The 14708-nt window shown below is 72.8% G+C and carries 10 protein-coding genes; 2 read left to right on the plus strand and 8 right to left on the minus strand.

The window, feature by feature from the left end; all coding sequences use genetic code 11:
- Positions 1–249: 249 nt before the first annotated feature.
- The 5 genes from AB0C33_RS39670 to AB0C33_RS39690 all read right to left on the minus strand — a co-directional run bounded on the left by AB0C33_RS39670 (position 250) and on the right by AB0C33_RS39690 (position 5464).
- Positions 250–1320 (minus strand): right-handed parallel beta-helix repeat-containing protein, encoded by a 1071-nt coding sequence (locus AB0C33_RS39670; RefSeq protein ID WP_358297681.1) that lies wholly within the window; start codon positions 1318–1320, stop codon positions 250–252.
- Positions 1321–1390: 70 nt separating this feature from the next.
- A complete protein-coding gene (locus AB0C33_RS39675; protein ID WP_358297684.1) occupies positions 1391–3352 on the minus strand; it encodes a glycosyl hydrolase family 8 in 1962 nt (653 codons plus the stop codon).
- Between the two features lie 439 nt (positions 3353–3791).
- Positions 3792–4391, minus strand: coding sequence for a DUF305 domain-containing protein (locus AB0C33_RS39680; protein ID WP_358297687.1), 600 nt, complete (start codon positions 4389–4391; stop codon positions 3792–3794).
- Positions 4392–4476: 85 nt separating this feature from the next.
- A complete protein-coding gene (locus tag AB0C33_RS39685; protein ID WP_358297690.1) occupies positions 4477–4869 on the minus strand; it encodes a hypothetical protein in 393 nt (130 codons plus the stop codon).
- 136 nt (positions 4870–5005) lie between these two features.
- Entirely contained in the window at positions 5006–5464 is a 459-nt protein-coding gene (locus tag AB0C33_RS39690; RefSeq protein WP_358297692.1) for a hypothetical protein, read from the minus strand.
- A 116-nt stretch (positions 5465–5580) separates the two neighbouring features.
- Between AB0C33_RS39690 and AB0C33_RS39695 the strand changes: the two genes are divergently transcribed.
- Positions 5581–5943 (plus strand): hypothetical protein, encoded by a 363-nt coding sequence (locus AB0C33_RS39695; protein ID WP_358297695.1) that lies wholly within the window; start codon positions 5581–5583, stop codon positions 5941–5943.
- Positions 5944–5993: 50 nt separating this feature from the next.
- Here the strand turns inward: AB0C33_RS39695 and AB0C33_RS39700 are convergent, their stop codons facing one another.
- Positions 5994–11489, minus strand: a complete 5496-nt coding sequence (locus AB0C33_RS39700) for a carboxyl transferase domain-containing protein (RefSeq protein ID WP_358297697.1) — start codon at positions 11487–11489, stop codon at positions 5994–5996.
- Between the two features lie 348 nt (positions 11490–11837).
- Between AB0C33_RS39700 and AB0C33_RS39705 the strand changes: the two genes are divergently transcribed.
- Positions 11838–12668 (plus strand): glycerophosphodiester phosphodiesterase family protein, encoded by an 831-nt coding sequence (locus AB0C33_RS39705; RefSeq protein ID WP_358297699.1) that lies wholly within the window; start codon positions 11838–11840, stop codon positions 12666–12668.
- 117 nt (positions 12669–12785) lie between these two features.
- Here AB0C33_RS39705 and AB0C33_RS39710 read toward each other — a convergent pair whose 3' ends face one another.
- Positions 12786–13202 (minus strand): CBS domain-containing protein, encoded by a 417-nt coding sequence (locus AB0C33_RS39710; RefSeq protein WP_358297701.1) that lies wholly within the window; start codon positions 13200–13202, stop codon positions 12786–12788.
- Positions 13203–13265: 63 nt separating this feature from the next.
- A complete protein-coding gene (locus AB0C33_RS39715; protein WP_358297704.1) occupies positions 13266–14678 on the minus strand; it encodes a HAMP domain-containing sensor histidine kinase in 1413 nt (470 codons plus the stop codon).
- Positions 14679–14708 lie beyond the last annotated feature (30 nt).

The raw sequence follows: 14708 nt of genomic DNA on the forward strand, positions 1-14708 counted from the left end.
TCTCCTGGGAGTGAGAGATCGGAGCACGGTCCGGTGGGCGGCCGGGGCAGGAGGTCTTTCGCTGAGCGCGTCACATCCTGGGGAAGGAAGCCGCGCCGAGCCGCTTACCGGGATCGTGGCGCAGGGCGCTGAGGGCTGTCAATGAAGTTAGGAAGGTTTCTTAACCCTGTTGGGCGGGGTTCACCTGGGCGGCGCGCGGCACGGCGGGACGGCCGCCCGGAGGCCGGGCGGCCGGTCCTGAGCGGGCCGTCAGCCCGGGGTCACCGGGACGTTCGTCAGGCCGCGGGTGGCGCCGGTGACGGTGTTGGAGGAGTGCACGACGTTGGGATCGGCCGCGCACTTCGACGTCGAGGTGATCTTGATGGCGTACCCGCCGACGCCGCCGAGATCGGACCGGTTGCCGCGCCACACGTTGCCGCAGCCGTTGAGGAAGGACGGCGTGGTGGCCGGATTGTGCGTCTCGTAGCCGTTGGCGAAGGTGCCGGGCGGGGCGAACGTGCCGGTGTTGTTCTCGATGGTGTAGCCGGAGCCCTTGACGTCCACCCAGGAGTCGGCGGAGTTCTGGCCGCTGACGCCGGTGCCGTCGAAGGTGTTGCCGCTGATCAGGCCGCCGCTGGTGCCCTCCTTGACGTCGATGTGCTCGGCGGCGACGTACGGGCCGATGGTGTTCCCGGTGACCTGGACGCGGTCCGAGCGGTCCGCGCCGCCGGTGTTGCCGTGGCAGCCCCAGTTGGAGCCGGCCGAGCCGAGGTAGACGCCCTCGCCGTAGCCGGGCTGGACGAGGCCGGTGTGGGTGATGCGGGAGTCGCGCAGCACGCCGTCGGACGAGCTGCGCCGGAAGTGCACGCCCTCGTCCTCGACGTGGTGCACGTACACGCCGTCGATGACCACGTGCGGGGAGGCGTCCAGGACGACACCCTTCTTGGAGTCCTTGACGGTGAACCCGGTGAGCCGCCAGTACGGCGCCTCGTACAGCCACAGCCCGTAGCCGGAGTCCCAGCCGCCGCCGGGCGCGGGGCAGGACGGCGCGGCGCCGGAGGGACCGTCGTTGACCAGGACGGCGTCCGCCGGTCCGGTCAGCGTGATCGGGGCGGCGGACGTTCCGGGGCGCCGGGCGACGAAGGCGCCGTGGTACTCGCCGGGCGCGAGCCTGATGGTCTGCCCGGGAACCGCCGCGGCCAGCGCGCCGGCGAGCTGGGCCGCCGTGGCCACCTCGACCACCTCGACCACCTCTGCACCGGTCTCTCCGGAAAGTGGCGTCGCGGCGGCCGGGGCGGACAGCAGGAGTGGCAGCAGGCCGGTCAGCAGGGCCCGTCTCATGGGGTTCCTCCCTTCGGGGGGCCGTGCCCGCGGACGGCGTCCGCGGGCACGGCTCGGGTTCCGCCGCCGGTCAGGGCACCCAGTGGTTGCCGGTCACCGTGATCATGACCTGGAGCTGGATGCTGGCCGAGTAGTAGCTGCTCGCGTCGATCGGGGTGCCGAGCATCTTGTTCCAGAGCACGTCGAGCCAGGACTGGCTGCCGGAGTCCGTCATCGCCGCCACCGCGAACGGGGCGAAGAAGGCGGCCTCGCTGCCGCTGGAGATCTGCGTGCCGTTCAGCTTGTAGCCGATGGCGATCTTGCCGGGGTCGCCGCCGGTCTTGCTCTTGATCCAGGAGTTGAGCTTCCGGGCCGAGGCGAGCGACTTGGCGTCGCCGCTGGTCACGGCGTCGTCGGCGATGCGCCACGGAGTACGGCAGGCGTTCCACCAGTACTGGCCGTCGTTCGGGTCCTCCAGCACCTGGCCGGGGGCCGGCTTGGCGGTGGTGTTGGTGTTGACCACGAAGTCCGGCAGCAGGCCGGTGGCCGAGGCGTAGTTGTTCTGGAGGGTGGTGATCAGGTTCTGGTGGGCGGTCCTGATCGTGTCCCAGGCGCTGTTGCCGGTCGCCTTCCTGAAGGCCCTGAAGTGGTCGACCATCCAGTCGGAGGTGCGGGTGATGTAGTAGTACTGGTCGCCCGAGCTGCTCCAGTCGCCCAGCTTGAGCAGGTTCGTGGACGGGTTGATCTCGTCCTTCTTGATGGCGTTGATGTGCTTGACCGCCAGGTCGAGGTAGTTGTACGTGCCCGCGCTGCCCCACTGCCGGTGGGCCAGGAGCAGGCCGTAGGCGACGTCCATGTCGCCGTCGGTGGCGCCGTCGCCGCCGTCGACGCTCTTGCAGGCGGTGTCCTGCTCGGCGGCCAGCAGGTCGGGGTTGATGGACGACGGGTGGGCGAGCATCCACTTGACCATGCCGTCGAAGATCTTCTTGGCGTCGGGGTCGGCCCCGGCCATGGTCGCGACGATCACCATGCCGTAGCCCTGGGCCTCGGCCACGTACGGGTGGTCGGCGTCCGGGGAGATGACCTCGTACCAGCCGTTCCCGCAGTTCTGCCGGACGAAGGCGGCCTTCCACCGCTTGTAGTAGTCGACCACCCGCGCGTCCAGCGTGGCCTGGTCGCCGGAGGGACGCAGCATGCCCGCCGCGTACGGGATGGTGTGGCTGCCGAAGGGCACCGCGGGGCCGCCCCCGCTGCCGGGCTGGGTGGTCGCGGTGACGGCGCCGGTGGCCGCCGACTGGTTGCCCGCCGCGTCGCGCGCCTTGACCGTGTAGCTGTAGGCGGTGGCGGGGGTCAGGCCGGTGTCGGTGTACGTGGTGCCCGCCACGGTGGTCACCAGGGTCGAGCCCCGGTAGACCAGGTAGCCGGTGACGCCCACGTCGTCGGTGGCGGCGTCCCAGGCCAGGGAGACGCTGGTGGAGGTGGTGCCGGTCGCGCGCAGGTTGCCCGGGACCGAGGGCGGGGTGGTGTCGGTCCCGCCGCCGCCGCTGCCGTAGACCTCCAGCTCGTAGAGCGAGTAGCCGTACGTCGTGCCGCGGGCGGTGCCGTACATGCGCACGTACCGGCCGCTGCCGCTGACCGTCAGGTCGTCGGTCGCGCCGTTGCCGGAGGTGGTGGCGTAGACGTCGGTCCAGGTGGCGCCGTCCGGCGAGGTCTGGATCTTGTACGACTTGCCGTAGGCCGCCTCCCAGGTCAGCTTCACCCTGGAGACGTTGTACGTGTCGCCGAGGTCGACCCTGATCCATTCGGGGTCGTGGCCCTCGACGCTGGCCCAGCGGGTGGAGGCGTTGCCGTCCACCGCCTTGGCCGCCTCGAAGCCGCTGCCCTCGACCGAGGAGGCGGTGACCGGTTTGCCGCCTGACAGCAGCGTGTCGGCGCTGGAACCGGCCGCGGCGGTGGCCGGCGGCGCCAGGGGCGCGGCCGCCATCAGGGCCGCGACCAGGGCCGTGACGAGCAGCGACGACCGCCGGGGTCGCCGCTCAGGACGTTTGATCATGCGTTGATCCTTCGGATAGGGGGTGCCATGGGGCCATCCGCAGGTGGACCGTGATCGGTGAACAGGCGTTAGGAAACTTTCCTAACCCTCACAGCGGACGGTAAACAAGAACACCCCCATCCGCAACCCTTCCCCCCAAACCAACCCCGCCGTTCACCTCCCCGACACGCACACACCACCAAAAACCCAGACAAACCCCACCCTTGGACGGGCCCGTCTTTCATGAGCCGCGACCGCGCACACGGAACCCCCGGACGGGCGGCAACCCCGGCGTGGCCCTTCGGCGATGCTCTGCCTCCAGGCATCACCCCGCCGCGTCCACGAACACCTCCGCCCCCCGGCCGTACAAGGGGAAGGCACGGTTCGCGCGGTGACAGTGGCCGGGCAGGACGCGCCCGGCGCCGCCCGGACGGCGCATGCGTCCGGGCGGCGGGTGGCGTCAGAGACGTTCGAGGAGCTTGCGGAGCTGGGCCACCTCGGCCTGCTGCGTGCTCTCGATGGCCTTGGCCAGCTCCTTGGCCTGCGGATTCACCCCGCTCGCCTGCTCGGTACGGGCCATCTCGATCGCTCCCTCGTGATGGGCGATCATCTGCTCGGCGAAGAGCCGGTCGAAGGCGGCCCCCTTGGCCCCGTCGAGCTTCTTCATGTCCTCGGCGGACATGATCCCGGGCATGTCATGCCCCATGCCCCCGGACGGGACGGGCTTGCCCCACTCGGTCAGCCAGCCCTTCATGGTCTGGATCTCCGGGTCCTGGGCGGCCTTGATGTCGGCCGCGAGCTTTTTGATCTCGGGGTCCTTCGCCCGCTGCGGGGCGAGCTCGGCCATCTCGACCGCCTGCTGGTGGTGCGGGATCATCATCTGGGCGAACATGACGTCCGCGTCGTTGAACGACGGCTGCGACGGCGGCGCGCTGGCGGTGGCGCTGGCGGTCGTGGCCTCGGGCGCGGCCGTGGAGGCGGTGTCGTTCGCGCCGCACGCGGCGAGCAGGACGAGCGCGCCCGCGGCGGCGGCCAGGCCGATCTTACGGTTGGTGGACATGCTGATGTGCTCTCTCGTTCGCTGGAACTGCGGGTAGGCCGATGCGCGCGGATCGCCGTCGAGGGCGTCCGCGCGGATGACCGGCCTATATGCGCAGGATCGAGAGACGAGCCAGCCGCAGGGACGTCGGTCGCGGCGGCGGCCGGGCGACGGGCCGGAAGGCCGGGCCGGGACCGGCGCCGCCGACGGCCCGCCGCCGCACCCCCACCCACAGGGCCAGCAGCACCACGACGAGCAGCGAGGTCAGGACGGCCAGGCACACCCCGGCCGGATCGAGCCCCGGCATCTCGTGGCCGGGCGCGAGCCCCGCCAGCGCGGCGACGGGGACGACGGGCAGCTCGTGGGCGACCGCCAGAACGGGCCGGGCGTTCGCCATGTCGTGCCGGGCGTTCACATGGCCGAGCGTGTGCATCCCGCACACGCCGAGGGCGAGGACGACGAGCAGGAGTGCGCGCGCACCCCGCCGCAGGATCCCCACCGGCCCTCCCCCCGTCGCTCCGGCTCTCACGAACGTGCAGGATACGGGAGGCGCCCCACTCGGGCAACCTGGACCCGGTACGGGTATGTGCCGGCTCCCTGCTCGGACCAGGAACGATCCGGGCGGCGGCAGCGCGTCAGAAGAACTGGCCGAGGCGGAACGGGCGTACCACGAGCGGGACCTCGGACCGGCTGATGACCTTGACCTTCCTGAGGCCGGTCAGCCAGTCGGCCGTCACCTTGACGCATTTCAGGCGCACCACGTGCTCCCCCGGCGGCGCGTACCGGGAGATGACGACGCCCTTCTTGCCGAACCCCATCCCGCCCAGCCCGACCCCCACCTCGCGGAAGATCCGCCACGACCCCTTGATCGGGAACGCCGTGGACCCGACGACGGCGTGGTTGGCCTGGGAAGGGCAGTGGATGAGCAGCCGGAGGGCGTCGTTCTGGTGCGGCGCCGCCGGCGAGACCCGGAAGGAGGTGAGCTTCTGCCAGGTCGTGTCCCCGTCCGGCCCCGTGTCCGCCGCGGCGAGGGCGGCGGGTCCCGCGACCACAACCGTGACGGCGACCGCTGCCGCCCATGTGATCGACCGCATCGTTCCCCTCACGTTGAGTGACCAGATGCTTCCCATTCTGGCCACTTCGCCCCAGCGACGAAGGACGCCACGCCGCGCAGGCCGACGACGTGATCCCGATGGCGTACAAAGGAGGCGTGAACCGGCCGGAGGCACGCCTGATCGCCACGTTCGTCGTGATGGGGCTCGCGTTGAGCGGGACGTTCACCGCGCTGCTGCTGGAGGGCGCCGGCGACCGCGCCGCCCCGCCCCCTCGCACGCCGCTCCCGGCGACGGCCTCCCCCACCTACCTCGGCTCCATGCCCGCGCTGTCGGGCGTGGAGCTGGACGCGGCGAACGGGCGGCTCGCCGCGCTGGGGGTCACCGCGCGGGTGCGGCGGATCAACCCCGACGGCGGTCCGGAGACGGGCGCATGGGTGGTGACCGCCCAGGCGCCGGCCCCCGGCGCGCTCCTCACGATCACCATGCCGGTGTTCCTGTTCGTCGAGCCGCGCGACTGAGGCCCCGGCGCCCTCGCCCCCCGGACCGGCGGCCCGGGGGGCGGGCGGGGTCAGCCCTGGTGCAGGCGGGCGATGCCGCGTTCGATGGCCTCGATGATCCGCGGACGCAGCTCGGCGGCGCTGATGATCGCGTCGACCGAGCCCACCTCGACCGCGCGCTGGATGTTGTGCACCCGGTCGAACTCCGCGGCCACCTCGCCCAGCTTCTCCGCCCGTACGGCCGGCTGGACCTCGGCCAGGCGAGCGTTGAGCGCGGCCCGCTCGGCGCCGCTGGCCGCCGCGACCTGCCGCTGCAGCTCGCTCACGCGCGGGTCGGTCGCGGTGCGGTTGTTCACCTCGCCGGAGAAGACCACCGCCGCGGCCGGGGCGCCGCCGAGCACCGAGGCGAACGAGCCCTCCAGCGCCAGCACGGTCATGTTCGGGTTGAGCGCCTTGGAGAACACCACGAACGCGCCGCCGTGGTAGCGGGAGATGACGCAGAACACGATCGGCCCGTCGAAGTTGACGATCGCCCGGCCGATCTCCGCGCCGTACTCCAGCTGGAGCTTGCGCATCGACTCGGGCGAGCCGTCGAAGCCGGACAGGTTCGCCAGCACCACCAGCGGCCGGTTGCCGGAGGCCGCGTTGATCGCCCGCGCGGTCTTCTTCGACGAGCGCGGGAACAACGTGCCGGCCGTGTACGAGTCGGGCCCGTCCGCGGGCGGGAAGCCGCGCCGCGGCACCGGCCGTGACTCGATGCCGATCAGGCAGACCGGCCGGCCGCCGATGTGCACGTCCTGGACGGCCGAGGTGTCGGCGTCGGCCATGCCCGCCCAGCGTTCCAGCACCGGGTGGTCCTGGTCGGACAGGGCGCGCATCACGGTGCGGATGTCGAACGGCTTCTTGCGGTCGGGGTTGTGCTCGGCGGAGAAGATCTGGCCGACGGTGGTGAAGTCGCTGCCCGCCACGGCGTGCGGGTAGTCGCGGACGTCCCGGTCGGCCGGGTCGGCGGTCGGGGCCCGCCGGGGGCCGTTCTCGCCGGGCACGACGTAGGTGTGGTCGTAGTGGGCCATCAGCACGTCGCGGGCGGCCGGCAGGTTGGGCGCCCAGTACTGGGCCTGGCCGTTGGGCCCCATGACGCGGTCGTAGCCGCCGATGCCGAAGTTGTCCTCGGCCGACACGCCGCCGGAGAAGTCGAGGGACTGCTTGCCGGTGAGCACCATCGCCGAGTCGGGGGTCATCACCAGGATGCCCTTGGTGTGCATGAGCATCGTCGCCTCGGCGTTCCAGTACGGCTGCGCCCCCACGGTGATCCCCGCGACCACGATGTTGATCTCGCCGCCGGCCTGGGTGAAGGTGACGATGCGCTTGAGCGCCGCCGCCACCCAGTCCATGTTCTCGGTGCCCGAGGTCATCGAGATCCGGGCGCCGGCCGACAGCGCGAACCACTCCAACGGCACGCGCATGCGCTCGGCCAGGTCGAGCGCGGCGATCACCCGCGAGCACTCCGGCTCCGACAGCGCGCCCAGCGCCTTGGTCGGGTCGCCGAGCAGCACCACCCGGGTGACGCCTTCGGGGTGGCGGGCGGTCGGCGTGGTGACCACGCCGGCCACGATCGCCGCGGAGTTGTTGCCCTTGGGCCGGTCGACCGGGACGAGCACGCCGTCGGCGTCGAGGTCGTGCTCGACGAAGCGGCCCTGCGGGCCGGCGAGCAGGCCGGTCAGCTCGTAGGGGTAGGCGTTGCCGCGCCGGGCGGCGCGCAGCACCTTTTGGCGGTAGTCGTCGAGCGGCTGGACCGGCTCGTCGGACGGCTTGCCGACGTGCAGGCTGGCGCCGTGGCCGGGGCCGAGGGTGATGCGCACGGCGACCTCGCTCAGCTCGCCCGAGGGGGTGCGCTGGCGGGCCACGAACTGGACCTCCTCCAGCCCGGCGCCCGCCGTGGTCGGCAGGATGCGCTGGACCAGCATGTTGAGCTCGTCGGTGGTCAGCTCGGTCGAGGGCCAGACGTACATCATGATGCGGTTGGTGTCGAAGCGCTTGTTCTGGGGGCGCTGGGCCTGGATGTTGCGGATCGCGTCGAGGCCGGCGTTGAGTGCGTCCTCGACGGCGGGCAGCGCGACCAGGCGGCCGTCGGCCTCGCGCAGCGGCGTCAGGTCGCGGACCTGGCCCATGGCGATGAGCCGCTCGTCGGCCGGGTTGCTCTTGGCGACGGCCTTGAACAGGTAGAGCTCCTCGTCGACCGAGGGCAGCCGGGTGAGGTCGAACTCCTGGAGCCGGTGCAGTTGCAGGCGCTGGGCGATCTGCGGGTGCAGGCCGCGGATCAGGCGGTCCTCGGCGAAGCCCGCGCCGTCGGGGCGGAAGGTGAAGTGGTGGTGCATGACCGCGCCGCTGGTGCCCACGACGGTGGTGGTGATCCGCCGTACGCCCGCGATCTGCGGGCGCTCGGCCAGGACCTGCCCGAGCCGTACGGCCATCTCCTCGGCGTCGGGCTGGTCGTCCCAGGTGAGGTAGAGGTCGGCGACGAGCCCGCGCCCGCCCACCCCCTCGGCCAGCGCGCCCACGGCGTCGACGGCGGCGGGCAGGGCGGCGATGTCGACGGCGGTGGTGACCAGGCGGGTCACGCCGCGCGGGCCGGTGTGCTCGGCGGTGACGAACCGGCAGCCCGCGCTGTCGCGGGTGGTGACCTGCGCCAGCCCGCGGTTGCCGTAGTAGCGGCGGGTCAGGACCTCCAGCAGGGGCGCGAGGTCGCGTTCGGGCCGGCCGATGCGCTGGCCGAGCAGCCGGACGAGCGGCTCGGAACTGGCCACCATGGCCTGGATGCGCTCGGCGCGGTCGGGCGCGTCGGGGTCGCGGTCGAGGTGGCGCAGCTCGTCGCGGACCGCGGCGTAGACCTTGGCGCGGTTGCGGCGCAGCAGCGGCTGGGCGAACCAGCGGAACACGACGCCGCGGGCCAGGTCGGCGACCACGGGGAAGCGCACCTGCGTGGCCTCGACCAGGTGCTCCAGGGCGAGCCCGGCCCGCTCGCCGAGCGACTCGCGCGGCGGCGCGCCGGCCAGCCAGGTGCGCAGCAGCTCCGACACGACGGCGACGCCGGCGGTCATCCGCTGCTGGGCCAGGAAGATCCGGAAGACCGCGGCCTCCAGCTCCGGGGTGCGGTCGAGCTCCTCGACGCCGTAGTGCCTGAGCATGCGCCGCAGCTTGGCCTGGAACGCCTCCGGCAGGCCGGCGCGCTCGACGTCGAGGCTCTGCAGGTAGCTGTGGAAGTACTCGCGCGGGCTGTGCACCGGGCTGCCCGGCTCGACGTCGAGCTCGCCGCCCGGCTTGTTGCGGCTCAGCTCGGACAGGTCGGCGAAGACGGTGAGCAGGTCGAGCTCGCCCTCGATCACGCGGTCGTCGAGCTCGGCCCGCGCGGCCAGGTAGCCCGACAACATGCGGGTGCGCTCGTGGCGGTCGGCGTCGAAGCCGAGCAGCAGCTCGCGCAGGTCCTGGACGCCGCGCTCGGCCTGTTCGGCGGCGGAGGCCCGCGGCGGGGCGGCGGGCAGGTCGATCTCGGCGGCGCCCGTCGTGGCGGCGGCCTGCTCGGCCTCGGCGCCGGCGAGGGGTTCCAGGCGCATCAGCGGCGCGCCGGCCTCGACCTGGCTGCCGACCGAGACGCCGCACTCGCGGACGCGGGCGCGGAACGGCGCGCGCAGCACCGTCTCCATCTTCATGCTCTCCAGCACCAGGATCGGCGCGCCCGCCTCGACCTCGTCGCCGGCCGACAGGGGCGTCGCCACCACCAGCGCGGGCGCGGGCGAGCGGACGACGCCGCCCTCGTCGCGGCTGATGCGGTGGGTGACGCCGTCGACCTCGACCAGGTGGATCGGGCCGTGGGTGGCCGACATCAGGCGGAAGCGGCGGCCGTTGACGGTGATGCGGCCGGCGTGCTCGTCGAAGCGGTCGATCTCGACGTCGAGCGGGTGGGAGCGGTCGCCGTCGGAGATGCCGACGCGGAAGCGCCGCTGCCCGGCCCTGGCCACCGTGAGCCGGTAGCCGGCGCCGCGGAGCTTGAGGGTCAGCGGGCGGCCGGTCTCGTGCTGCACCTGCGGGCGCCCGCCGTGGGCGGTGGCCAGCAGCCGGTTGCGGCTGACCTCCTCCTCGTCCTGGTACGCCTCGATCGCGGCGGCGGCCAGGGCGACCGCGGAGTGGCGGTGGCTGACCAGGCGGCCCTCGGCGCGTACGCGGTCGATCCAGCCGGTGTCGGCGACGGCGTCGATCACCTCGGGCTGGTCGAGCAGGTCGAGCACGAAGCTCTTGTTGGTGGCGCCGCCCTCGATGATCACGGTGGTGGCGGCCATCGCGCGGCGCAGGCGGGCCAGGGCCTGCTCGCGGTCGCGGCCGTAGGCGATGATCTTGGCGATCATCGAGTCGAAGTCGGCGGGGATGGTGTCGCCCTCGCTGACGCCGGTGTCGACGCGGATGCCGGGCCCGGCGGGCAGCACCAGGCGGGCGATGCGGCCCGGCGCGGGGGCGAAGTCGCGGTCGGGGTCCTCGGCGTTGAGCCGGGCCTCCACGGCGTGGCCGCTCTCGGCCGGCCGGGGGCCGTCCAGGCGTCCGCCGGCGGCGACGTGCAGCTGCAGCCGGACCAGGTCGGTGCCGGTGGTCAGCTCGGTGATCGGGTGCTCGACCTGGAGCCGGGTGTTGACCTCCAGGAAGGCGAACATCTTGTCGCCGGGGTGGTAGAGGAACTCGACGGTGCAGGCGCCGCGGTAGCCGACGGCCACGGCGAGCCGCGCGGCCGACGCCTTCAGCTCGTCGGCCTGGTCGCCGGTCAGGACCGGGGAGGCGGACTCCTCGATGATCTTCTGGTTGCGCCGCTGCACCGAGCAGTCGCGCACGCCCAGCGCCCACGCGGTGCCCTGGCCGTCGGCGATGACCTGCACCTCGACGTGGCGGGCGCCGGTGACCAGGCGCTCCAGGAAGACCACGCCCGAGCCGAACGCGCGCTCGGCCTCCTGGCTGGTGCGCTCGTAGGCGTCGGCCAGCTCGTCGGCCGAGGCGACCATGCGGATGCCGCGCCCGCCGCCGCCCGCGGTCGCCTTGAGCATCAGGGGGTAGCCGATCTCGTCGCCGGCGCGCAGGGCGTCGGCGAGCGTGGCCACCTCGCCGCGGCTCCACGGCGCGACGGGGACGCCGACCTCCTCGGCGATGAGCTTGGCGCCGATCTTGTCGCCGAGCCGGCGCATCGCCTCCGCGCTCGGCCCGACGAAGGTGACGCCGATCTTCTCGCACAGCTCGGCGAAGGCCGGGTCCTCGGCGACGAAGCCCCAGCCGACCCACGCGGCGTCGGCGCCGGTCTCGATCAGCGCCCGCTCCAGCACGGCGTGGTCGAGGTACGGGCGCGCGGAGGCGGGCCCCAGCGGGTAGGCGACGTCCGCCTCGCGGACGAAGGTCGCGTCGCGGTCGGCGTCGGTGTAGAGCGCGATCGTCTCGATCCGCTTGCCGGTCTCCGCCGAAAGATCCCGGACGGCGTGGATGAGCCGCATCGCGGCCTCTCCGCGGTTGACGATGGCGACACGATTGAACACCGGTTGAGCCTCCCACGTACCCCGTACAAGTAGGCGAAGTCCGGGGTTGTCCCGGAGCCTCGCCTGTCACTGTCTCTACCGTGCTCGATCACCGCCGCGTGCACCAATGTCCGCATAGTGCACGCCGGGGCTCCTGCTTTGTGTGGATCCCACAAAAACAGGCCCCGCCACAGGGTTCGAGCGCCGGTTCCCGTGGCAGCCTGCCACAAGCCGTCACGGTACCGACGACTGTACCGGCGACCCGGGGTCACGCCTGCGCAGCCCTCGCCCGCCGAGCCGCTTCCCCAGGACGGAACGTCCATGAATGTGGCAGAGTGCGGGCAACTACAAGATCGAAAGGTGCGTGCCTTGGCCGTCCCCCTCGCCGCCTCCCTCGCCGCCCTGACGCTGGCCTCCTCGCTCACCTCGCCGTCCGCCGCCCAGCCCGCGGCCCAGCCCGCCGCCCAGGCCGCCGCACTTCCCGCCTGCCCCCTGATCTTCGGGCACGGCGGCTACCCGACCGGCGCCAACGCCTGGGAACGGGACCAGGTGCGCCAGCCCAACAACCCCACCGCCGTGAAGCGTTACAAGGGCTGGGGCGCCTCCGGCGTCGAGGCCGACCTCCAGCTGACCAAGGACGGCACCAAGGCCGTCATGTGGCACAACACCTCGACCTGGGGCCTGTCGGGCACGAAGAAGAACATCACCGAGATCTGGTGGGCGGCGGGCGACACCGCGCTCAAGGGCCGGACCATCGTGCGCGGCCTGTTCAAGGGCGAGACCGTCTACACCTTCCGCGAGTGGCTGGCCGCGATGAGGTCGGCCGGCATGATCGGGCTGGTCGAGATCAAGCCCGAGGCCCGCCAGTCGCTGCTCAGCTCGAACGCCACCGTCAAGGCGCAGGCGTGGAACGAGGTGCTCGGGCCGGTCAAGGAGAACCACCAGGCGCAGGAGATCATCCTGTACTCCCACGACAGCGCGATCGCCGCCGAGCTCAGGACCCGCGTGACCGCCGCGGGCCTGAGCCAGGTGCTGACCGGCGGCCCGATCTGGCCGGAGGTGACCAAGTGGGAGGAGCCGCCGCCCTCCTGGACCCTGAACGAGAACGCGTGGAAGTCGGCGCTGGCGAGCGGGGCCAAGCGGGTGGCCACCGACTACACGCCGGAGTTCAGCGCGTGGCTGAAGGGCAAGTGCCAGTGACCGCGTCCTGAGGACGCGGGCGAGGTTCGGCCGGGCGGCGGGGCGCCCCCGAGGGACGCATCCGCCGCCCACGCCGTCCTGGGCGCTCCGTGGCGCCGGGTCAGGCCGTGCTGCCGGTCAGTCCGTGGTGAGGGCGTCGAGCAGGTCGCCCACCTTGGCGTCGGGCACCGACTTGGCGACTTCGGCGAGCGCGACGATCCCCACGAGGCGGTGCCCGTCGATGACCGGCAGGCGCCGCACGCGGTGGCCGGCCATGGTGCGCAGGATCTCGCGGGCGTCGTCGTCGGCGCCGATGGTGACGGCCTCGCCCTGGGCCAGCTCGCCCGCCCGGCACTGAGCCGGGTCCTTGCCCGCGGCCAGCACCTTCACCACGATGTCGCGGTCGGTGAGCATGCCCTTCAGCCGGTCGTCGGAGCCGCAGATGGGCAGCGACCCGACGTCCAGGCGGGCCATCTTCTCGGCGGCCACCAGCACGGACTCCTCGGCGCTCACGCACTCCGCGTGCGGGGTCATGATCTCTCGCGCGGTCGGCACGATGGTCCTCCTCGTCTCGGGGTCCCGCCCGACTGCCCGCCGCCCGGCGGCCGAAACCGGTCGCTAGCGCGGCTGGGCGTCCGGGCCGGGGGCGGGGAGCGGGAGGCGCAGGGCGAAGCAGGGGCCGTCCGGGGTGTCCTCGATCTCCAGGTCGCCCTGGTGGGCGCGGGCGATGGCGCGGGAGATGGCCAGGCCGAGTCCGCTGCCCCCGGGGTCGCGCCGGCGTCCCTCCGACAGGCGGACGAAGGGGTCGAACACCCGCTCGCGGTCGCCGGGCGCGACGCCCGCGCCGTCGTCGCGGACCGTGACCACCGCCTGGCCGTCTCTGCGCTCCACCCGGACCTCGACCATCGTGCGGGTGTGCCGCTGGGCGTTGACCAGCAGGTTCGTCAGCACCTCGCCGAGCTGGACGCGGTTGCCGAGCACCTGGAGGTCCTCCTCGACGTGCACGCGGATCAGCAGGCCCGCCCGCCGGCTCGCGACCTCCTCGCGGACCAGCTCCCCGAGCCGCACCGGCTTCCGGTCGTGCGGGGACGCCGTGCGGACGCGGGCCAGCAGCAACATCTCCTCGATGATCGCCTGGAACCGGTCGGCGGTGGACAGGGCGTCGCTCAGGGCGGCGCGGGGGTCCACGTCGGGGTAGGTCAGCGCCTCCTCCAGCCGGGCGCGCAGGCCGGTCAGCGGCGTGCGCAGCTCGTGGGAGACCATGGAGGAGAAGTTGCGCTGCTGCTCGACCGCCTCCTCCAGGCGGGCCAGCGTCCTGTTGGCGGTGCGCGCGAGCTCGGCGACCGCGTCGCCGCCGGGCGGCTCGGGCACCCGCTTGCTCAGGTCGGTGACGGTGATCTCGGCCATCCTGGCCCGCATCGCCTCGACCGGCCGCAGCGTGCGCCCGATGAGGAACGCGGCGATCCAGGTCAGCAACGCGCTGACGGCCAGGCCCCCGGCGACGATGATCAGCTCCAGGCGGTGGGTGGACAGCAGCGGCGGCTCCACCCGGGCGGCGTAGACGACGTGGGACGCGCCATGCCACAGCAGCCGCTCCTCCTGCGGCGAGGGCCGGGTGGCGGTGAACATCAGGCACTCGTCCCCCCGGCAGGCCACGCCGTGCCGGATGCGCTCGTCGGAGGGCGGCCAGAGCGTGCTGACGGGCGGCCTGCCCCGCGCGGCGCGGTTGGCCGCGACCACGTGCCCGCGGGCGTCCACGAGCTGGATGAGGTCGACGTACGAGGTGGTGACCGGGGGCGGGAAGGTGGTGCCCATCGAGCCGATCCACTCGGTGGTGGCCCGCTGGGTGTCGGCGAAGACGTCCTGCCGCATCCTGTCGCGGATCAGCAGGTCGAGGGCGACGCCGATCGCCGCGCAGACGATGAGCGACAACACGGCGGTCGCCAGGATGAGACGCGCCTGGACCGAGAGCCGAAGCGGCCGCAGGGCCCCCACCCCCTCACCGGTCTCGCCGGGACTCCTGCCGCCCACATGCTCTCAACCCGGCTCTCATGGCACGCC

Origin of the sequence: Nonomuraea sp. NPDC048881 (assembly GCF_040649795.1) — a bacterium.
Taxonomy (GTDB): Bacteria; Actinomycetota; Actinomycetes; order Streptosporangiales; family Streptosporangiaceae; genus Nonomuraea.